Here is a 21,919-nt window from a genome sequence, read left to right as displayed (position 1 = left end):
GCGAAGTAATTCGTCGGAGCATTGCCAATATACATCAAACATTTCAAAATAACTACTTGGCTTAACGCAGTCATTGCGCTGATTTTATACTTTCTTAACTTATAAAAAAAGAGATTGACCTCAGTCAATCTCCTAAACTACTTATTTTCCAATAAATTGTTGAGTCCAGTGATTGCCTTGCTCAACATACCCCACTCCAATGTGAGTGAAATTAGCATTCATAATATTTGCACGGTGACCTTCACTGTTCATCCAAGCATTCACTACTTCTTGAGGAGTTCTTTGCCCTTTAGCAATATTTTCACCTGCTGTTTTATAGCTAATACCAAACTGCTTCATCATATCAAATGGAGAACCATAATTTGGACTATTGTGTGAAAAGTAGCCATTTGTTGCCATATCTTTTGATTTTTCACGCGCAACTTTACTTAGCTCTGTATCCACTTTAAGAGCTGGTAGACCTTGCTTAGCTCTTTCTTGGTTTGTCAAATCAACTACTTCTTGCTCAAACTGACTTAATTCTTGAGATTGTGCTTGCTCTTCATTTTGACTAGGTTGTTCTTCTGTTTGTTGTTGATTATTATTTTGCTCTGGTTGTTTTTCAGGTTGCTGCTCCTCGGCAGGCTGTTCTTTATCTGGTGTTTCCTCTGATTGTTCTGGTTGTTTTGGCTCTTCAGGTTTCTCTTGTTCTTTAGCTGGTTGCTTAGGTTCTTCTGATTTTTCTTGTTCTTTAGCCGGTTTGTCGTTTTGATCTGCTTGATCTTCTTTGGCAGGTTTTTCATTTTTTGCTGGTTTTTCTGCGTTTGATTTATCTTGCTTTTCGACATGAATTTTATCCCAATTGATTTCATTCCAGTTTAATTGGAATTTATTCATATATTTAGCTAGTAAATCATTTAAATTATCCTCAGAAATACTCTTCCAATCCCCATTAATAGAATAGAAGATTTTGTATATATGATTCTGCGAAAAGTCTTTTGCAGAAGCATCAGCAGAAGATGAAAAAGCCCCTCCAAATAGTAATGCAGTAGATAATGCAGTAACTATGCCTATCTTTTTAATCATTGATGTGACACGCTCCTTATCGTTGTTTTGTTTCGTGCAAAATCATCATAGCATGGATTTTTTGTAATATTTATGGAAGAGCTTGCCAATCGATTGACTCACATGCGAACATGGTATTAGCAATTCTCTAAACCTATTATTTATAGGGATTCATTTTTTTAGCGAAAAGCGTACACAGGAAAAATAACAATATATAGGAAAAAATTACAATAAAATTAGTGTTGACATGGTTGCAAATCCAGATGTTATATTACAGCTTCTAACAATTTGTAATAGAAATGTCACGTAAAATAGGGGCAAATCTTCTTTACATTGTAGTATAATAGTCTTTTCATCTCTTAATTATTTTTCCAAAAAGTAACACTTGTATATCTACCCCCTAAAACTATAATCAATAAGAGAACTATTATAAAAGATAAAATTGTCATCATTGGAGGATCTAAATTATGTTATCTACTGCTGAGATTGGAATCGACCTTGGTACTGCTAATATACTCATATATTCGAAATCTAAAGGTATTGTATTAAATGAACCTTCTGTTGTTGCTATTGATGTAAATACAAAACAAGTAGTTGCGGTTGGAGCGGAAGCAAAAGAAATGGTAGGGAAAACACCGCAAAACATTATACCTATTCGCCCGTTAAAAGATGGTGTAATCGCAGATTATGATGTAACTGCTCAAATGCTTAAAGAATTCTTGAAAAAAGTGAGCAAAAAAATCGGAATGTCCATGCGTAAACCAGTTGTAGTTGTTTGTACTCCTTCTGGAAGTACAACAGTAGAACGCCGTGCTATTCATAACGCTGTAACAAGCTATGGTGCAAAACACGTACATCTAATCGAAGAACCAATCGCTGCTGCAATTGGTGCAGACCTACCAGTTGATGAGCCCATTGCAAATGTTATTGTTGATATTGGTGGTGGAACTTCAGAGGTTGGTATCATATCTTTCGGTGGAGTTGTTTCCTGTAATTCCGTTCGTATCGGTGGAGACAAAATGGATGAAGAAATTATTCATCATATCCGTAAAAACTATAATATTTTAATTGGAGAGCGGACAGCAGAAAATATTAAAATGGAAATTGGCTATGCTCATCCGAATCATAAGGAAGAAACAATGGAAATTCGAGGACGAGATATGGTAACAGGACTACCTAAAACAGTTACCATTACATCAAAGGAAATTCATATTGCATTGAAAGAGTCTTTAGAGCAAGTATTAGAAACAATTCGTTCAACACTTGAAAATTGCCCACCAGAGCTAAGTGGAGATATAGTAGATCACGGGATTGTTTTAACTGGTGGTGGCGCGCTATTAAATGGCATGCAGGAATGGCTTTCTACAGAAATTATCGTTCCAGTACATCTGGCACCAAATCCACTTGAATCCGTTGCTATTGGAACAGGCAGAGCCCTAAAAATGATTAATAAATTACAAAAAGCAACCAAATAATAAAAGAACTTCTAAAACTCCTATGGATAAAATAGTTGAGCAACGAGGTTTAGACTACTTATAAAATAAATACTAGACTTCTTCTTAATCTGCTTGTAAAGAGACCCCTTTGTTTCTTTACAAGCTTTCTTTATACACATCCTAATTTTGCACAAATACCACTCATTCTCCATATTCATAAACCCATAAAGAAAACGTTTACAAACCAAATAGATAATAGTATACTGAATAATAAGAATTAACTGCATATGCATTATTGATTTTCGTTCATCTATTTACCTATCAATAAGCTGCCTAACCTGTTCACAGCTCCATACCAGAGCCGTATCAACAGGTAAAAGCCAGTTCAACTCAAATTACAGTGCACTGTAATTTAGTTTGAATTGGCTTTTTAATTCTACAAAAAGGAGTGAAAACATGGCAGGTGCTTTAGAGCATATTCGTATACTTGATTTATCAAGAGTACTAGCAGGACCTTATTGCACAATGGTTCTTGGTGATCTTGGTGCAGAGGTTATTAAAGTAGAAGCACCAGGTGGAAGTGATGAAACTCGGAAATGGGGACCGCCCTTTCAAGAAGGAGTAAGCGCGTATTATCTTTGTACGAATCGTAATAAAAAGAGTATTACGATCGATTTAAAGTCTAAAGAAGGAATAAAACAAATTAAAGAACTGATTAGAGAGAGCGATGTCGTCATCAATAATTTTCGGACTGGAACGATGGAACGATTCGAATTAGACTACGAAACGCTTTCGGAAATAAATCCCGGTCTCATCTACTGCTCTATTACTGGTTTTGGTGAAACTGGACCTTATCAGGCCATGCCTGGATACGATTTTATTATTCAAGCTATGAGTGGTTTAATGAGCATTACTGGAGATGAAGATACTGGACCACAAAAGCTAGGTGTAGCAATAACGGATATTCTGACAGGATTATATGCATGCATAGGTATTCAAGGTGCACTGCTGGAAAGAAGCCAGTCTGGAAAAGGGCAAAAATTAGATATAGCTTTATACGATACTGCGGTCAGTGCACTTGTTAATATAGGTAGCAATTATTTAATGTCAGGTAAGATACCAACTCCATTGGGAAATAACCATGCAAACATTGTACCGTATCAGACCTTCAAAACAAAAGATGGTGAGATGGTAATTGCAGTAGGGAATGATAGACAATTCCAGGCACTCTGCGACGTTATTAATAAGCCTGAATTAAAAACAGATCCACGGTTTCTGACTAATCCTAATCGAGTGGAGCATCGAGAAGAGTTAATTCCTCTGCTCCAAAATGTATTGTTGCATTATCCTACTAACGACTGGTTAGAAAAATGCAAGCAACAGAAAATACCATGTGGTCCTATTCAAAACATTGCTGAGGTAGCAAACGATAAACAGTTACTTGCCCGTGAAATGTTTATTAATCTTCCCCACCCTACCGCAGGAACAATTAATATGATAGGAAGTCCATTAAAATTATCACGTACGCCAGTTACTTATAGGCACCATCCACCTGATGCCGGAGAACATAATAGTGTAATTTTCAAGCAATTAGGTGTATCAAATAAAAAAATATAAGGGAGTTGTTTAAATGAATTTCAATTTCACGGAGGAACAAAATATGTTAAGAGACACCGTAAGAACGTTCACGGATAAAGAAATAATGCCTTATATTTCTCAATGGGATAGGGAAGGAAAATTTGACCCTACGATCATACAAAAGCTCGCAAATTTAGGTTTAATGGGTGTATGTATTCCAGAGGAATATGGAGGAAGCGGTATGGATTATAACGCCCTTGCTATTGTTTGCGAAGAGCTTGAACGTGGAGATACTGCATTTCGTACTGCCGTATCCGTTCATACTGGTTTAAATAGTATGACTTTATTACAGTGGGGGAATGAAGAACAAAAACAGAAGTACTTAGTACCTCAAGCACAGGGAAAAAAGATCGGTGCTTTTGGTTTAACGGAGCCTGGCGCTGGATCAGATGTTGCAGCATTAGAGACAACTGCAACAAAGCAAGGTGACTATTATATTCTTAATGGTCAAAAAACATGGATTTCGTTATGCGATACTGCCGATAACTTTATCGTTTTCGCCTATACAAAAGAACGATCTGAAAAGCATAAAGGAATCTCGGCTTTCATTATTGAAAGGGAATGGGAAGGTTTTTCTTCTAAAGCAATTAAAGGTAAATTAGGCATTCGTTCTGGAAACACCGGTGAAATATTCTTCGATCATATTAAAGTACCAAAGGAAAATTTACTTGGCGAAGAAGGAGAAGGCTTCAAAATCGCTATGTCTGCACTGGACAATGGTAGATTTACAGTTGCAGCTGGAGCAGTGGGCCAAATCATGGCTTGTCTAGAGGCAAGTATTAAATATTGTCATGAACGAGCAACTTTTGGTAAAGAAATTGGTAAACATCAATTAGTTCAACAAATGATTGCAAATATGGAAGCGGGTTTGCAAATGAGTAAATTGCTTGTTTATCGTGCTGGAGAATTAAAAAACGCAGGAAAACGCAATACAAGGGAAACCTCATTAGCAAAATGGCAGGCCTGTGATTTCGCTAATAAGGCTGCAGATGATGCTGTCCAAATTCATGGTGCCTATGGGTTTTCTGATGAATATCCAGTAGAACGCTACTTACGTAATTCTAAGGCACCTGTCATCTATGAAGGGACACGTGAAATTCACACGATTATGCAGGCTGAATATGTGCTTGGCTATCGTAAAGATAAAACATTAAACAACATGCTACCTGGATGGGAGCAAAATGAATTGATTAACTGACTAAAAACAGCAAGAGATGGTGAGATTTTTAGATAATCGCTTCATTAAGGTTCTAATAGGAATTACTTGGAGAATAAAGTAATAGTAGTGATGCACCTGGTTTGCTACCGGGTGTTTGATCTTTTTTAAAAGGAGGCTTTATCATGTTTGATGCATTTACAAGGAGCGTATTTATTAATGGAGTGTGGGAAGATATTCATGAAGATACAACTGATACAATTTATAATCCAGCTACCTTAGAACCTATAACTCATGTTGCTTTTGCTGGAGGGAAAGAAACGGATCGGGCTATTCAAGCTGCTTCAGAAGCATTTCCTGTATGGAGCAACAAAACCGGAAGAGAAAGGTCACGTTATTTATATAGAGCTTCTCAACTCATGCTTGATGATGCAGAACGTCTCGGTAAAATACTAACATTGGAGCAAGGGAAGCCTTTAAAAGAAGCAATTGGAGAAGTAAAAGGTGCTGCTGGTTTTCTGCTTTGGTATGCAGAGGAAGCGAGCAGGAATTACGGCGAGTGGATCCCTTCTTCCATAAAATCCAAGCGACTTGTTGTCATTCCTCAAGCGGTAGGCGTTGTAGGAGCAATAACACCATGGAACTTCCCTTCATCGATGATTACCCGTAAATTAGCTCCTGCATTAGCCGCTGGCTGTACAGTAGTATTAAAACCAGCCCCAGAGACACCTTTATCCGCAATAGAAATTATCAAGCTATTTGAACGTGCTGGATTGCCTAAAGGTGTAGTAAATCTAGTAACTGGTGATGCACGGGCAATTGGAAAACGATTACTCACCAATAAAAATGTGCGTCTAATTACTTTTACTGGATCAACTGCTGTTGGGAAATATTTAATGAGAGAAAGTGCCGAACACTTAAAGAAATTATCGCTTGAGCTAGGTGGTCATGCTCCAAGTATTGTCTTTGCAGATGCTGATATTGAAAAAGCAACGTCACTCGTTTTAGGAAGTAAATTTAGAAATAATGGGCAAACATGTATATGCACAAACCGCTTATATGTTCATTCCTCTATCGCGGATAAATTTGCACAGCTTTTAAAAGAAAAAGTAAAAAATCTAAAGATAGGTTTAGGAATAGAAAAAGATACAGAGATTGGGCCATTAATAAATAAGCAAGCCTGTGAAAAGGTACAATCTCATGTAGAGGATGCAATGGATAAAGGAGCTGTTGTAGCTCACGGAGGAAAGCTGTGGGAAGGTGATTTACCAGGTCATTATTATCAACCAACGATTTTATCTAATGTTACAGAAGACATGAAAATTATGCACGAAGAAACCTTTGGACCAGTTATACCTATCCAAACATTCACAGATGAAGTGGATGTCACTCAAAAGGCAAACAATACGGATTACGGGCTAGCAGCATATATATTTACGGAAAATACCAATCGAGCTATCCGCGTTTCAGAAAAGCTTGATTATGGTATTGTCGGTGTTAATGACGTCTTCCCTGCAACGCCCGAGGCTCCATTTGGTGGTATAAAGCAATCAGGTATCGGAAAAGAAGGTGGCCATCATGGTATGGATGAATTCGTAGAGAAAAAATATATATCTATTGGTATTGATCAATAATAACTAGATTTATTGCTAAAAGGGGGCTGTCTCAAAAGACAGCTTCTTTTCCTACATACTAGATATGCATTTTATAAAGGAACACCATTTTTCCATAACAATCATATTCATTTCCTTTGTTGAGGTGAGCATTCCCCTATCAGACCACCGTTCCCAATTGTCGTTCATACAAAACTCGTATTCTTTCAAGTTCCCAATTTTTGCCGAAATCTAATACCCTTGTACATGTTCATTTATGTTTGTTCATAACAGCTTTGATATTGTTTATACAAATCCTTCAAAGCCGATGATAATGCATTACCTGCTTTTCCTAAGTAATGTTTCTTAATAAGTTCAACTGGTTTTTCGATACCATCTTGTAGACTATGACCTCTTAATAATTGCTGGACAAAATCTTTTCCATGATCCGTAGCTAATGTACAGCCCGCTGCCACAATAACACCGTATTTTTTATCAATTTCAGCTGTAATTGTTAAGGTCTGATAAATGCTTTGGGCTGCCATTCCTGAAGGCAAACGAGCATGCCCTGCAATGAATACTGTATTCAAGTTACAAATCCCTCCTCTAATCTTGATCAGCTGATTGATAGCCCAGCTTTTGTGAAATTTCAGCTGCAGTTTTAGCTGTTTCTTGTTTTATTAACTCCAAATTAATTCCTTCGAAATGGCTGGAAAGACCACTTACTGCTAATGCAGCAACAACCTTTTGTTGAAAATTATAGATCGGATAGGATATTCCTGTCGTATCCTCATCCTGCTCTCCAATGCTATATGCATAACCATTTTTTTGAATTTGCTTTACTTCTTCCTTTAACTGCTCTTTATTAATCGGATGATGTGTAGATATAAGCTCCGATTGATTGATAATAGCCTCCTGCCGCTCACTTGTCAAAAAGGCCAGAAGCAATTTTGGTCCAGACCCAATATATAATGGTACACTCCTACCAATTCTAGTATTAAGACGAAGTGCTCTTGAGCTTTCTACCTTTTCAATATAAGTAGCCTCATTTTGATTCACGATGACAAGGTGGATAACTTCATTAATTTCCTTTGCTAATTTCTCCATATAAGGTAAAGCTATCCCCCTTACTTCAAGTCTATCAGAAACTAAATTTCCTAGCTCCAAAAATTTCAACCCTAATTGGTATTTCACATCATGCTCCGTTTCCTTCGTTTTGTTTAGATAACCATTTTGTTCTAACGTGGTTAGTAATCGATAAGCAGTAGGTTTTGGCATTTTCGCTTGATTGGAGATCTCTTTTAAGGATAATTCTTGAGCACCTTCTCTAAATAACTCTACAATTTTTAATGCTTTCATTACGCTTTGATTCATCGATAGACTCCTTGCTGAGATTTAAAGTTAAATCCCTCCGCTTCATTGCAGAGGGATGAATAATCTATCTATATCTTAACATGTGTCTTTACTACGTTTTCTTTTTCCATAATGTTTACCCCACGTTTTGCCATTTCCTTCATGTATGGATCACCTGGAACAATTTGCTCTGGCGGATAGACACCTTTCTTTGTAATTGTTTGGTTGGCAATCATTTGTGCTACAACCGAAATAGTGTTAGCTGTTGCTCTAGCCATAGCAGTTACTTGGGTTTTTCTATCTTTATATGTCGTCATTTCATACGAATACGTCGTAGATTGTCCGTCCTTTTGACCAGAGACAACAACACGTAATAAAACCGCATCATCTTTTTCCCCTAGCTCGACAATTGGGTCAAGAACCTTTAAGAAAACATCTCTTGGACTTACTTGTTGACCATTAATATCCACTTGATAGTCCGTACGTGTTAAGTTTAAATCTACTAAAAGCTTAAACTTCTCCGCATGACCTGGGTAGCGAATCGTCTTATATTCTAGTGTCTGCAAATGAGGATAAGATATAGAGAGAGTTGAAGTACCACCTGAAGTGTGAAATGCTTCAAGCGGTCCAAATTTTTCAAAATAGACTCGCTCTACTTCAGACAAAGATGGAATCTCCTGCTTCACTCCGTCTCGTATAATCAAGGATGGATCTGTATAATGATCAAATACACCTTCCATCGAAAATACATGATTATATTCAAGCGGTGCTTCTGGTTTAACTGGAATCCCACCAACATAGAGTTTTATAGATTCTAGCTTATCTAATTTACTGTTACCGTATCCAGAAAGAATATTAATCATTCCAGGGGCTACCCCTAGATCTGGAATTAAAGTAACTCCAGCAGCTTTGGCTTCCTCTTTCAAAGCTAAGACTTTATCTGTCATATGGCCAATATGTCCACCTAAATCAACAGCATTTACTCCGACCTCAATTGCAGTTTGCGCAACTACTTCATTAAACGAATAAAATAATGCATTAATAATCACGTCAAATCGGCGCATATAATTAGCTAATTCCTGTTTATCAGCTGCGTTGACCTGATATGCAGTCAATTTCGTGGATTGTAACTGCTCACATATATCTTGTGCGCGTGCTAAATCAATATCTGCTAATCCTACAGCAGTAACTCCTTCACTTGTAACCAAATCACGTGCAGCTTCTTTACCCATTAATCCTGATCCTAATACCCCTATCTTCATTCCATCCACTCCTTCTACATCATATTCATGAAGTATTCCAGTCTGTCGCTGGTTAACGGGTAGTAATACCCTACCCGATGAAGATTTACTTTTATTTACTAATCGACATCGATTTGAGCACGTTGCAGTTTTCCACTATAATCTACATAAACTGCTTTCCACTCCGTAAATACGTCCAATGCTTGCACACCTGAATCGCGGTGACCATTGCCGGTTCCCTTTGTACCACCAAATGGTAAATGAATCTCTGCTCCAGTAGTACCTGCATTAACATAGACAATTCCAGTATCTAAATCACGTTGGGCTTGGAATACTTGATTCACATCTTTCGTAAATATAGAGCTTGATAAACCATAGCTAACCCCATTATTCACTTCAATCGCTTCCTCAAAGCTTTTTACAGGAATTAGAGAGACAACTGGGCCAAATATTTCTTCCTGGGCAATCCGCATCGAAGGCTTGGCATCCGTAAATAGAGTTGGTGCAAAATAATGTCCACCTTGACTTACTCCATTCTGCCATACAAAGCCTCCAGCCAATAGTTTCGCTCCCTCTTCTTTTCCAATTTCTACATATTGCTTAATCTTATTCAAACCTGATTTATTAATAATAGGTCCAACTTTTACCGATTGATCTAGCCCATCTCCAATCGTCAATTTCTCCATCTCTACTAATAATCTTTCTTCAAGCGTTTCTTTTACACGCTCATGAACAATTACTCTACTACAGGCAGTACAGCGCTGACCACTTGTACCGAATGCACTCCAAAGAATCCCTTCGACTGCAAGATCAATGTCTGCATCATCCATTACAATAACTGCGTTCTTGCCACCCATCTCCAAAGATACTTTCTTTAATTGCTTTCCACATTCTGCTGCAATGTTTCTACCAGTCTCATTTGATCCTGTAAAAGAAATAATTCGAATATCGTCATGGTGAACCATGGCATCGCCAACGATAGAACCTCCACCAAATACAACGTTAATTACTCCCTTTGGCAGACCTGCTTCTTCAAATATCTTTGCTAACTCATATGCCATGATTGGTGTCTCCGTAGCTGGTTTCCAAATTACTGCATTTCCAGCAACAATTGCAGGGAACGACTTCCATGTGGCAATAGCTATTGGAAAGTTCCACGGAGTAATAATACCAACAACACCAACAGGACAACGCTGACTCATTGCAAATTTATCCTTTAATTCAGCTGGAGTTGTTTGCCCAAATAATCTACGCCCTTCACCAGCCATATAAAAGGCCATATCAATTCCTTCTTGAACTTCTCCCCGAGCCTCTTCAATTACTTTTCCATTTTCCATGGTTAATAATTGAGATAGCCTCTCTTTTCGTTCTTTCATTATGTTCCCAACTTGATACAACACCTCTGCTCGCTGCGGTGCAGGAACCAATGCCCATTCTTTCTGTGCTTGCTTAGCCGCTGCTAGAGCGACATCAACACTTTCCTTTCCAGATAAAGGTACTTGAACGATTTCTTCCCCATTCGCTGGATTAATAACAGCTGTCGATGAATCTACCGTCACCCACTCGCCATTAATAAAATTTGATAGTTTCTTTGTTTGCAACGTTGCTGTCATCTGAAAAACCTCCTTTAATTTTTCCAATTTATATTACTGTTCCATAGCTCGATCACGTATTTGTGATATTGTTGATGAAACAGAAATCTGCTCCTTATCCGTTAAGATCTCAATCAACACAGGCCTTTTAAGCTGACAAGCCTCTGCAAAAGCAACCTTAAATTCCTGAGATGATGACACACAGTACCCCACTGCTCCTAAGCTAATTGCTAAGTCTTTAAAGGAAACATCCCCTAAATCTGTTGCCATCACCTTCGTGGGGTAATGCATTTCCTGATGCATCCGGATCGTACCATACATCTTATTATTAAAAACGAGACATATGATAGGAATATCATATCTTACAGCTGTTTCCAGCTCTTGGCACGTCATCATAAAACCGCCATCTCCAGAAAATGAAACAACTAACCGATCTGGAAGAGCGAGCTTAGCTCCGATAGCCCCTGGCATCCCATAACCCATTGCTCCAGAGGTAGGACCTACATACGTATGGGGATACTTAAAAGGATAGTAGCTATGGACCCAGCCAGCAAAGTTACCGGCATCATTTGTAATTAAGGCATTCTCCGGTAACGTTTTGATTAAATAATCGATAATATGAGAATTAATAGGGTCTTCTGTTTCTACTTCTAAGCGACTTGCTCTGATAAAGGCTGCATTTCGTTCAAATGCCCACGTTGTCCACGATTGCTTAACAGTAATTTTTTCAAGTTGATAAAGCGCCTCTTTCATATCAGCTACGATGCCAAGAACTGGTGTAAAGCTTTTTCCAATACTGTTATAATCAATATCAATGTGGATCAGTGTTTGATCAGGTGACAAAAGCGAATAATCCTGGGTCGTTACTTCAGAAAGTCTCGTTCCCATTGCCAAGACAACATCTGCTGCACGAACTGTCTCCAATATTTCTTTTGCTGTGCCAAGTCCTAAATGACCGGCATATAACAAATGGTTGTTCGGGAATACATCATGACGTCGAAAGGCAGTAACTACAGGTAAATGATATGTTTCTGCAAACTGCTTTAATTGCTGTTCAGCGCCTGCACTTTTCACTCCTCCTCCAGCAATAATTACCGGACGCTTGGCACTATCCAAAAGACTCTCGACTTTTTTCACTTCTGTCATCGATGGTGCAGGAGTTGGTCTATGAATCACTGGTCCATACTTCATCCGTGCTTCCTGTTTTAGAACATCCTCTGGCAACGAAATGATAACAGGCCCTGGTCGTCCTGACGTGGCAATTCGAAAAGCGCGCTGCACAATCTCTGGAGTCCGCTCTGCATCCTTTAATTCAACCGCCCATTTAGCAATAGATTGAAAGTATTGATCTAAATCTACTTCTTGAAAGCCCTCTTTACCTCTAAATTTACTATGCACCTGCCCAAGAAACACAACCATTGGTGTGGAATCCTGATAAGCTGTATGTACACCAATGGAAAGGTTTGCCGCACCTACTCCTCTTGTTGCAAGAACAATACCAGGCTTCAGCGCTGATTTTGCATAGCCCTCCGCCATAAAAGCAGCTCCGCCTTCATGTCTTGCCGAGATTACTTGAATAGATGTTTCGTCATGTAATGCGTCTAGTACAGGCAGATAACTTTCTCCTGGCACGCAAAACACACGTTCTATACCTTCTCTTTTTAAACAGGTAATAATGGCTTTTGCTGCTGTCTCTGTTGTATTCGTAACTTGCATATTGTCACCCTTTCCAATTAAGCTGCTTTAAGCGGCTGATCACTTCATCCAATCGTTTCGAACTTACAGAAAGTGTAATTCGAATAAACCCTTCGCCCTGTGTTCCAAAAGCTGTCCCAGGTGTAACAATAAGACCTACTTCGTCCAATAATTGATTCGCAAATTCAAGCGATGTGTATCCATCTGGTACTTCAGCCCAGATAAATATAGTTCCCTTTGGTTTTGCAGCAGATATACCTACTTCCCTTAATGCATTGTACAGTTTCTCCATACGGTGTTTGTAAATCATATTATTTTCTTGTACTGTCGAGAAGTCACCTCTTAAAGCTGCTGCTGCTGCCTTCTGTATCGGAATAAACTGGCATGTATCAATATTACTCTTTAATGTAGACAGGGCCTTTATGATCTTCCTATTACCTACGACATAGCCAATCCGCCAGCCAGTCATATTAAAACTTTTGGATAATGATCCTAGCTCAACAGCATAATCCTTGGCATCAGGTACTTGTAAAACACTTGGGGCTCGATGGTCTCCAAATGTCACAAGATCATATGCTGCATCATTAGCTAAAACAATTTGATGATCATGACAAAATGTAATCGCTTCCAAATAAGTGCTTATATCAGCTACCGTAGCAGTTGGGTTGCTAGGGTAATTAAGAAACATTAGCTTTGCTTCTAGCGCATCTTTTTTAGTAAGACTGGAATACATGGGAATATAATTATTCTCTTTATCTAGAAGTAATGAAACACTCTCTCCTCCAGCTAAATGAACTCCATTACGATAAACAGGATACCCTGGATCAGGTACGATTACTTTGTCTCCGGGATTGATGACCGCTTGTATCAAATTAGCTATACCCTCTTTAGAGCCAATAAGCGCTAGCACTTCTGAATCGGGATCCAGCGAAACGCGATACCGCTTTAAATAGAATTCAGCTACCGCTTCCTTAAACTCCCTACATCCACTGTATGTGGAATAGCGGTGATTTTCTGTATGCATCACCTCTTCTGCTAGAACCTGACAAATAAATTCCGGAGTTGGCAAATCAGGAGCACCTATCCCTAAGTCGATAACATCTACTCCCTTTGCGAGAAGCTGCTCTTTCTTTTTCTGAAATTCCGAAAACAAATAGGGTGGTAAGCTTTCTACTTTATCAGAAATAAAGGCCATTATTACCCTCCATCCGTTTCAAATATTGAAACGATATTTCATTTATATATCAACAGTATATAGTAACTTTTTAAAATTGACAATATACTGAAAATAAATCATACAAATTACCTAATTATTTTGCAATTGGCTCTTCATTGATTTTATCTGTTGCATTTTTTCTTCTTGTAAAAGCAAATAAAGCTGTAATACTAACAATTACTATAGCTAGACCTAACCAAACACTTTCTGTCATACCAAAGATTAAATAGCCTAAACCTGCAATCATTGCTGCAACAAGTGCATAGGGTATTTGGGTAGTAACATGATCAATATGATGACAGCTAGACCCAGTAGATGACAGAATCGTAGTATCTGAAATAGGAGAACAATGATCACCAAAAACTGCCCCAGACAGCACTGCTGCCAATATTGGAAGAATTAATGACACGTCTGTTGCGGCTGCAATTTCCCCAGCAATTGGCAATAGAATACCAAAAGATCCCCATGAAGTTCCTGTAGAAAATGCTATAAAGCCTGCCATGACAAAAATGATGAATGGTAAAAATGTTAAGCTAATATTAGTGGCCTCTACAATACCTGCTAAATAAGTACCCGTTCCTAACTGACCGATTAAGTCTACAATGGCCCAAGCGAAAATTAAAATGACGAAACCAGGAAGCATAGATTTAGTTCCTCCTATGATTCCCGTAATAAAGTGCTTGCCTGAAAGCTTACCCGTAATAATATGACGACTAAACAGCGCAAATGTTATTACTAAACCGATGATTCCACCATATAATAAGGCTACAGATACGTCAGCATTTCCGAATATGTTAATTAATGTCTTTTCACCCTCTATAGCTACTAATCCATTCACGTAGATAGAAACAATAGTAGAGATGAATAATACGGCAATTGGAATCAGCAAATCACTAATTCGACTTGATTCACTTGTTGGCAGTTTCGCTGCCACGTCTACCTTATCCTTATTTTCCGGATTCAAAACCTCCCCAGTACTCATTGCTCGCTGCTCATGTTTTTTCATTGGCCCAAAATCAACTTGGCGAATAGCGATTACTAGCGCCACTCCCAATGCTGCCCACACATAAAAATTCATCGGAATAATTTGGATAAAAGCTCCAAAAGCACTATATTCTGAAATGGCATGTGTTGTAAATACGGTGCCAATAATCCCTATAATATACGCTCCCCAGCTAGAAACTGGTGCAATGACACAAATTGGCGCAGAGGTAGAATCTACGATATAAGCTAGCTTGGCACGAGACACACGATGCTTATCTGTAACAGGCTTCGCTACTTGACCGACTGTAAGGCTATTAAAATAATCATCTACAAAAACAATAATACCTAGTAGCATTGTCATGACTTGAGCATCTACTCTAGTTTTCACCCGTTTAATCATCCATTCTGCAAATGCTGCGGTCCCGCCCATCATACTAACAAAAGCAGTTAATATACCAAGCATAAGTACAAATAATAGAAGAAAGACATTCCAAGTATTCCATGCTCCTTCGGCTACAAAAACGCCTTTAAATGCCTCCCATATCAACACAATAGATCCTAAAACATCAAAACTATCAATAAAAAGAGCTGCCGCCACGATTCCTACTCCTAGTGACAATAGTACTCGCTTTGTTAATAACACCATAATAATTGCTAAAATTGGTGGTACTAATGACCAAACTGTTGATTCCATTATGTTCCCCCCTTATTATTTCTTCAATTTTCAGGACAAAGATGAATAATAGCTTCCTATACCATGAACCACTCCCTACTAACTGCCATATTTATATTCTTAATATTCTATATTATTTAATAAATACCTTTTTTATACTAGAAAAACTTTTCGTTTACGAAGTAATTGCGTTATAACAAGTAAGGAAGTAAAGTTATTACCAGACTTTTCACACATTCCCTAATATTATTTGTTAGAATAGAATAGTGTTTTTAACTAATAATCAAAGAATTGAGGTGCTTGATCATGAGTACAGACATTACGTACGCACAGGAATTAGACAAAGAGGACGAATTAAACGAATTTAGACATGAATTTTATCAATCACCTGAGCGCTTATATTTCGACGGAAATTCACTTGGATTATTGTCTAAACGTGCCGAACAAGCTGTCAACACCATTATGGAATCATGGAAGCAATATGGGATTGATGGTTGGACAGAAGGTGAACATCCTTGGTTCTATTTATCAGAAAAATTAGGAAGAATGTCCGCACATCTTGTAGGCGCTCAACCGAAAGAGGTTATTATTACAGGGTCAACAACCACTAATCTTCATCAGCTAACAGCAAGCTTTTTCCAACCAAACGGTAAGAAGACAAAGATACTTGCGGATGAATTGAATTTCCCATCCGACATCTATGCACTAAAAAGTCAGCTACAGCTGAAAGGACTCCATCCAGAGGAGCATCTCATTCAAGTGAAGAGTAGAAATGGTCATACCCTAGAAACCTCCGACATTATTGAAGCAATGACAGATGAAATCGCATTGGTTGTTTTACCAGGGGTACTCTATCGTAGTGGCCAAATCCTTGATATGAAAACCATCACAAAAGAAGCTCATAAACGTGGCATTATTATTGGTTTTGATCTTTGTCATTCTATCGGATCTATTCCTCATCAACTGAATGATTGGGATGTTGACTTTGCATTTTGGTGCACATATAAACACTTAAATGGTGGACCAGGTAGCGTTGGAGGGTTATTTGTTCATCAAAAGCACTTCGGTAACCATCCAGGACTTGCAGGTTGGTTTAGTTCCAATAAGGAAAAACAATTCGATATGGAACATAGCTTAACTGCTGCTTCAGATGCTGGTGCTTATCAGATTGGAACACCTCATCTACTTAGTGCTGCACCATTATTAGGCTCACTATCTATGTTTGAAGAGGCTGGCATTGGTAAAATTAGAAAGAAATCACTTCTGTTAACTGAATACTTAATGAACTTAATAGACACGGAACTGATTGATCACGGTTTTACGATTGCTAATCCACGTGATCAAGCAATTAGGGGCGGCCATGTATATTTGGAGCATCCAGAAGCTGCACGCATTTGTAAAGCCTTAAAGGCAAATCGAGTCATCCCAGATTTCAGAAATCCAAACGGCATTCGCCTAGCACCGGTAGCACTTTATAATACGTTCGAGGAAGTATGGAAAATGGTAAACATTTTAAAATCAATTATGGAGAATCAGAGCTATAAGCACTTTGAAAACAAACGAGGAGTGATTGCATAGTGGGAGAATGGATTGATATTTCTCAGCCTTTAACTGATAAAATTGCTCACTGGCCAGGGGATAAGCCCTTTTCCTATTCCCTTACAGCATCAAAACAAGAAACAAAATCTGTAAATATCGGCCAAATAACAACTAGTCTTCACACTGGAACACATATTGATGCACCATTCCATTTTGATTCAAATGGAAAAACAATTGAGCAACTAGACATCAATCTTTATATTGGAAAATCAGTAGTTATTGACGTTAGTCAAGCTAATACCATAACAGCGGAGGTGTTGTCCCAGTATCATTGGCCATCAGAGATTAACCGCGTCTTATTACGCACTTCGCTGCCAAACAATCCCGAGCGCTTTCCAGATGTGTTACCAAACCTTGATCCTAATATTGCACCGTACTTACAAAGATTAGGTGTTTTCCTACTGGGAGTTGACATGCCTTCCGTAGATGCTCCAGATAGTAAAGATCTTGTAACACACCATGCTTTACAGGATCATGGTATCCATATACTTGAAAATATTATGTTAGATCAAATTAAACCGGGAGAATATGAGCTTATTGCGCTTCCATTACATATTCATGGTGCAGATGGAAGTCCAGTCCGAGCTGCCCTATGTCCCATCAATAAGGAGGATGCACAGCATGACAAATAAACATATAAACGATACATTTCGTTCTGAAAAAGGTATTCATACCAACTTTAAAGAAAAAATGACCTATGGGGACTACCTGCAGTTAGATACATTACTATCCAGTCAAAAACGACTTTCTGATCATCATGATGAAATGTTATTTATTATCATTCACCATGTTAGTGAACTTTGGCTAAAGTTAATTATTCATGAAACACAGGCTGCAATCCGTGCGATACAACAAGGAGAGCTTCAAGCTTCCTTTAAAATGCTAGCTCGTGTCTCCAAAATCCAATCGCAGATTATCCAAGCATGGGATGTGCTTTCTACACTGACCCCTGCAGAATATATGGAGTTTAGAGATAAGCTCGGTAATGCCTCTGGATTCCAATCCTATCAATACCGTCTTGTTGAATTTGTACTAGGGTATAAAACACCCTTTATCCTTAAAATCTATGAAAAGGACCCAGAAGTACATCAATTACTACAGGATGCTTATCATGCTCCAGGACTCTATGACGTGGCAATTCAAGCATTGGCAAAAAATGGGTTTTCTATAAATCCAGACATTCTCCAGCGAGACTTTTCGAAAACATATGAGAAGGATGACTCTGTGGAACAGGCTTGGATGACTGTATATAAAAATGTCGATTCCCATTGGGATTTGTATCAACTTGCAGAAAAGCTTGTTGATATCGAGGATTGGTTTCAACAATGGCGCTATAGACACATGAAAACAGTAGAAAGAATAATTGGACATAAAATAGGTACAGGTGGATCTTCTGGAGTTGGCTATCTAAAAAACGTACTAGATCACTATTTCTTTCCTGAGCTTTGGGAAATCCGAACAAAGCTCTAAATTGGAACACCATCTTCTTCACCTTGTAAAAAAATTTTGCTTGACATTTGCGGATAATGTAAATAAAGTGAAACATAATTCTAAAGGGGATGTTTAAGAAAGGGCTTTGCGATACAGCAACTGCTAGATTTGAGACTCAAGTAGGAGGAACTTTCGTGGGAATCACCGGAGTGAGAGTATGTACTCACAAAAAGACGAAACGTTGTTCACGAAAAGAGGGTTTTACAGGTGTCTGGAAACAAAGCTATCCTTTGAGACAGCCCCTATTTATGACTGAACTATTCAGTAAGTCTTCTACATTACATCTGAGCTAACGAATAAAAGAAGAGAGGAAGACAAATTTTATGGAAAAGAAAAAAGATCAATGGTCAACAAAGCTAGGATTTATCCTATCTTCAGCAGGAGCTGCAATTGGCCTAGGAGCAATTTGGAAATTCCCGTATATGACAGGAATGAATGGTGGCGGAGCATTTTTCCTGTTGTTCATCGCATTTACAATCATCATTGGTCTTCCTATTTTAATTGCTGAATTTATTATTGGAAGAGGTACTCAGAAAGAGGCAGTATCTGCCTACCAAAAGCTTGCACCAAAATCTGGCTGGTCATTTATTGGACATTGGGGAGTTATAGGAGCATTCTTACTTCTGTCCTTTTATAGTGTCGTTGGTGGGTGGGTACTAATCTATAGTGCAATCTCTATACCCGGCATGATTATAAGTGATTCGGCTAATTATGGGGAATTATTCGCAACGATAACCGGTAATCCACTCATTACGATCATCGGCCATTTATTATTTATTTTAATTAATATCATCGTTATTTCGTTTGGAATTAAGGACGGAATTGAAAAAACAAGTAAAATCTTAATGCCATTATTATTTATTTTCTTCATTGTACTCGTTTTTCGATCCGTAACTTTTGAAGGAGCAATAGAAGGATTACGTTTTTTCCTTCAACCAGACTTTTCTAAGCTTAATGCAGAAAATGTTTTATATGCACTTGGCCAATCCTTCTTTTCACTCGCCGTAGGGATCTCCGTTATGGTCACATATAGTTCTTATCTAAATAAAGATGTTAGCTTGCCAATGTCAGCAGGCTCTGTTTCTATTATGAATATTTTTGTATCCTTACTAGCTGGTCTTGCTATTTTCCCAGTGGTATTCGCATTTGGCTTGGAACCTGCTGAAGGTCCAGGGTTACTTTTTATTGTGCTTCCAGAGGCATTTGCTCAAATGCCATTTGGAGAGTTGTTTTTAAGTTTATTCTTACTATTATTTTTATTTGCAGTCTTAACATCTTCCTTTAGCATGCTGGAAATCATAACATCTGCATTCAGTGAGAAAAAACAACGTTCTCGTAAAAAAACAGCCATCGTTTCCGGTATGCTTGTATTTATTGCAGGCATACCAGCTGCATTATCCTCTAGTAGCCTTGCTGATTTTAAGATTTTCGGTCTAACTATTTTTGACGCCTCCGATTTTCTAGTGAGTAATATCATGCTGCCTGGTGGCTGTTTATTTATTGCTCTGTTTATCGGATTTAGAATGGATAAAAGCCTTATAAAACAGGAATTTACTTCAGCAAATAATCTATCAGATGGGATATACCATGTATGGTTCCAATTAATGCGCTGGCTTGTCCCAGTGACAATCATTATTGTTTTTTTAGGTTCAATTGGGGTTATTTAGGGTAAAGTACTAGTAATGCAAATGAATGTGAACGTTAAAAAGTGAGGTGATCAAGTTGGCCAAAAAAATCCTTATTGTTGGCGGCGTTGGTGGTGGGGCAACCGTAGCAGCGCAAATCCGTAGAGCAAACAAAGAAGATGAGATTATTTTATTGGAAAAGGGTGGCCATGTATCCTTTTCCAATTGCGGAATGCCCTATTACATCGGAGGTACTATAGAAAATAGGGATGCTATTCTATATTCCAAAGAAAAATTTAGTGAGAAATTTCAGGTAGAGGTCCGTACGTTTACAGAGGTAACAGCCATTGACCGTTCCAATAAAGAAATTACCTATTGCTCAAAGACAGGCAATCATCAAGAAACCTATAACACGTTAATTTTGTCACCTGGAGCATCTGCAGTGATGCCTTCTATTAAGGGAATGAATAGGGAACGGACATTTAGCTTGCATACGATACCTGATATGGATGCAATTCATGCTTATATCGAAACAAATCAGCCTAAGTCCGCAGCTGTTATTGGTGGTGGCTTTGTAGGTTTAGAAATGATTGAAAATTTACATGCCAAAGGAATAACCTGCAAACTTATTGATCGCTCTGAACAAGTAATGAATGTTATTGATGCAGATATGGCTAGGATTGTGCAAGAATACCTAACGAAAAAGAATATAGAAGTACGATTAAATGATGGCCTTCATCATTTCTCAAATGATGGAAAGCTATTACATGTAAACAGTGGAGGAACTATTCAAGCGGATCTCACCATCATGGCTGTTGGAATTCGTCCAAATACCAAGCTTGCAGTAGATGCATCCCTTGAAATTGGCAAAACAGGCGCAATCTTAGTCAACACTTTTATGCAAACTAGTGATCCAAGTATTTATGCATTAGGAGATGTAGTAGAAACAAAGGATCCAATTACTGGTCATGGGAGAAATATTGCCTTAGCAGGACCTGCCCATCGTCAAGCTTTTGTCATTGCTAATCATCTAAATGGAAAACCTATTACGTATAATGGAACATATGGCACCAATATTTTAAAATTATTCGATTTAACAATTGGATCAACTGGTCATAATAGTGACAGCTTAGAAGCCTATGGAAAATCATACGATGTAGCTACACTTCAATCGTTATCAAATGCAAGCTATTACCCTGGAGCAGATAAGCTTTGGATAAAGGTTTTATTTGATAAACAGCATGGAACCATTCTAGGCGGGCAGGTCGTTGGTCATGCAGGTGTAGATAAGCGTCTAGCAGTTCTTGCCACTGCAATCAAAGGAAAGCTAACCGTCTTTGATCTATCTGATTTAGAGCTTGGTTATGCACCACCTTATTCTAGTCCAAAGGATCCAATAAATATTCTTGGATATAAAGCCAGTTCTAAACTTGAACAATAATTATATCCAAAAATAAGAAAAACTAAGCAAAATTCGCTCAGTCCTTATCACTAAATGCTCAGATTCACGCTTCCTCTAGTAGCTATTATGGAATAATAGCTACTGCTTGCTTGACCACCACTCCGGCTGCCCACTTCCCTTTC

At 38.2% G+C, this 21,919-nt stretch carries 17 protein-coding genes; 9 read left to right on the top strand and 8 right to left on the bottom strand.

Annotation, left to right across the window (positions count from 1 at the left end; all coding sequences use genetic code 11):
- Positions 1-141: 141 nt before the first annotated feature.
- Entirely contained in the window at positions 142-1,065 is a 924-nt protein-coding gene (locus Q1A47_RS13855; RefSeq protein ID WP_026682911.1) for a CAP domain-containing protein, read from the bottom strand.
- 446 nt (positions 1,066-1,511) lie between these two features.
- On the opposite strand from Q1A47_RS13855, the gene mreBH reads away from it, so the two are divergent.
- The 4 genes from mreBH (at position 1,512) to Q1A47_RS13835 (ending at position 6,908) form a co-directional block, all read left to right on the top strand.
- Positions 1,512-2,519, top strand: coding sequence for a rod-share determining protein MreBH (mreBH, locus tag Q1A47_RS13850; protein ID WP_026682910.1), 1,008 nt, complete (start codon positions 1,512-1,514; stop codon positions 2,517-2,519).
- 417 nt (positions 2,520-2,936) lie between these two features.
- Positions 2,937-4,097, top strand: coding sequence for a CaiB/BaiF CoA-transferase family protein (locus tag Q1A47_RS13845; protein ID WP_026682909.1), 1,161 nt, complete (start codon positions 2,937-2,939; stop codon positions 4,095-4,097).
- A gap of 13 nt (positions 4,098-4,110) precedes the next feature.
- Positions 4,111-5,316: an acyl-CoA dehydrogenase family protein gene (locus Q1A47_RS13840; protein ID WP_166530008.1), complete on the top strand. Its 1,206-nt coding sequence runs from the start codon at positions 4,111-4,113 to the stop codon at positions 5,314-5,316.
- Between the two features lie 143 nt (positions 5,317-5,459).
- Positions 5,460-6,908: an NAD-dependent succinate-semialdehyde dehydrogenase gene (locus tag Q1A47_RS13835; protein WP_121604717.1), complete on the top strand. Its 1,449-nt coding sequence runs from the start codon at positions 5,460-5,462 to the stop codon at positions 6,906-6,908.
- Positions 6,909-7,141: 233 nt separating this feature from the next.
- On the opposite strand, the gene Q1A47_RS13830 is transcribed toward Q1A47_RS13835, so the two are convergent.
- The 7 genes from Q1A47_RS13830 to Q1A47_RS13800 form a co-directional block, all read right to left on the bottom strand.
- Positions 7,142-7,456 (bottom strand): DUF3870 domain-containing protein, encoded by a 315-nt coding sequence (locus tag Q1A47_RS13830; protein ID WP_121604716.1) that lies wholly within the window; start codon positions 7,454-7,456, stop codon positions 7,142-7,144.
- A gap of 16 nt (positions 7,457-7,472) precedes the next feature.
- On the bottom strand, positions 7,473-8,240 hold the full coding sequence (locus tag Q1A47_RS13825; RefSeq protein ID WP_121604715.1) for an IclR family transcriptional regulator: 768 nt from the start codon (positions 8,238-8,240) through the stop codon (positions 7,473-7,475).
- A gap of 68 nt (positions 8,241-8,308) precedes the next feature.
- On the bottom strand, positions 8,309-9,490 hold the full coding sequence (locus Q1A47_RS13820; protein WP_299632378.1) for a saccharopine dehydrogenase family protein: 1,182 nt from the start codon (positions 9,488-9,490) through the stop codon (positions 8,309-8,311).
- Between the two features lie 89 nt (positions 9,491-9,579).
- The gene (locus Q1A47_RS13815) at positions 9,580-11,073 is read right to left on the bottom strand and encodes an aldehyde dehydrogenase family protein (RefSeq protein WP_166530006.1); all 1,494 of its coding nucleotides are present in this window, start codon (positions 11,071-11,073) and stop codon (positions 9,580-9,582) included.
- 33 nt (positions 11,074-11,106) lie between these two features.
- The gene (locus tag Q1A47_RS13810; protein WP_166530005.1) at positions 11,107-12,768 is read right to left on the bottom strand and encodes a thiamine pyrophosphate-binding protein; all 1,662 of its coding nucleotides are present in this window, start codon (positions 12,766-12,768) and stop codon (positions 11,107-11,109) included.
- 4 nt (positions 12,769-12,772) lie between these two features.
- On the bottom strand, positions 12,773-13,942 hold the full coding sequence (locus Q1A47_RS13805) for an aminotransferase class I/II-fold pyridoxal phosphate-dependent enzyme (RefSeq protein ID WP_166530004.1): 1,170 nt from the start codon (positions 13,940-13,942) through the stop codon (positions 12,773-12,775).
- A gap of 115 nt (positions 13,943-14,057) precedes the next feature.
- Complete coding sequence (locus Q1A47_RS13800; RefSeq protein WP_166530003.1) at positions 14,058-15,641, bottom strand: Na+/H+ antiporter NhaC family protein; 1,584 nt, start codon at positions 15,639-15,641, stop codon at positions 14,058-14,060.
- Between the two features lie 285 nt (positions 15,642-15,926).
- Here Q1A47_RS13800 and kynU point away from each other — a divergent pair, with 285 nt between their 5' ends.
- From kynU to Q1A47_RS13775, 5 genes are all read left to right on the top strand, one after another.
- Positions 15,927-17,198, top strand: a complete 1,272-nt coding sequence (gene kynU, locus Q1A47_RS13795; RefSeq protein WP_166530002.1) for a kynureninase — start codon at positions 15,927-15,929, stop codon at positions 17,196-17,198.
- Complete coding sequence (kynB, locus tag Q1A47_RS13790; RefSeq protein WP_026682899.1) at positions 17,198-17,851, top strand: arylformamidase; 654 nt, start codon at positions 17,198-17,200, stop codon at positions 17,849-17,851. The genes kynU and kynB overlap by 1 nt, the downstream gene beginning before the upstream one ends.
- Positions 17,841-18,689 carry a tryptophan 2,3-dioxygenase gene (gene kynA / locus Q1A47_RS13785; RefSeq protein ID WP_166530001.1) on the top strand — a complete coding sequence of 283 codons (849 nt, stop codon included), beginning with the start codon at positions 17,841-17,843 and terminating at the stop codon, positions 18,687-18,689. Before kynB ends, kynA begins: the two co-directional genes overlap by 11 nt.
- A 344-nt stretch (positions 18,690-19,033) precedes the next feature.
- On the top strand, positions 19,034-20,377 hold the full coding sequence (locus Q1A47_RS13780; protein ID WP_166530000.1) for a sodium-dependent transporter: 1,344 nt from the start codon (positions 19,034-19,036) through the stop codon (positions 20,375-20,377).
- 55 nt (positions 20,378-20,432) lie between these two features.
- The gene (locus Q1A47_RS13775; RefSeq protein ID WP_026682897.1) at positions 20,433-21,776 is read left to right on the top strand and encodes a CoA-disulfide reductase; all 1,344 of its coding nucleotides are present in this window, start codon (positions 20,433-20,435) and stop codon (positions 21,774-21,776) included.
- The last annotated feature ends 143 nt before the right edge of the window (positions 21,777-21,919 follow it).

The organism is uncultured Virgibacillus sp. (assembly GCF_947495635.1).
Taxonomy (GTDB): Bacteria; Bacillota; Bacilli; order Bacillales; family Amphibacillaceae; genus Virgibacillus; species Virgibacillus salarius.
Note: the sequence above shows the minus strand (reverse complement) of the source record. Positions and strands in the feature narration are given on the sequence as shown.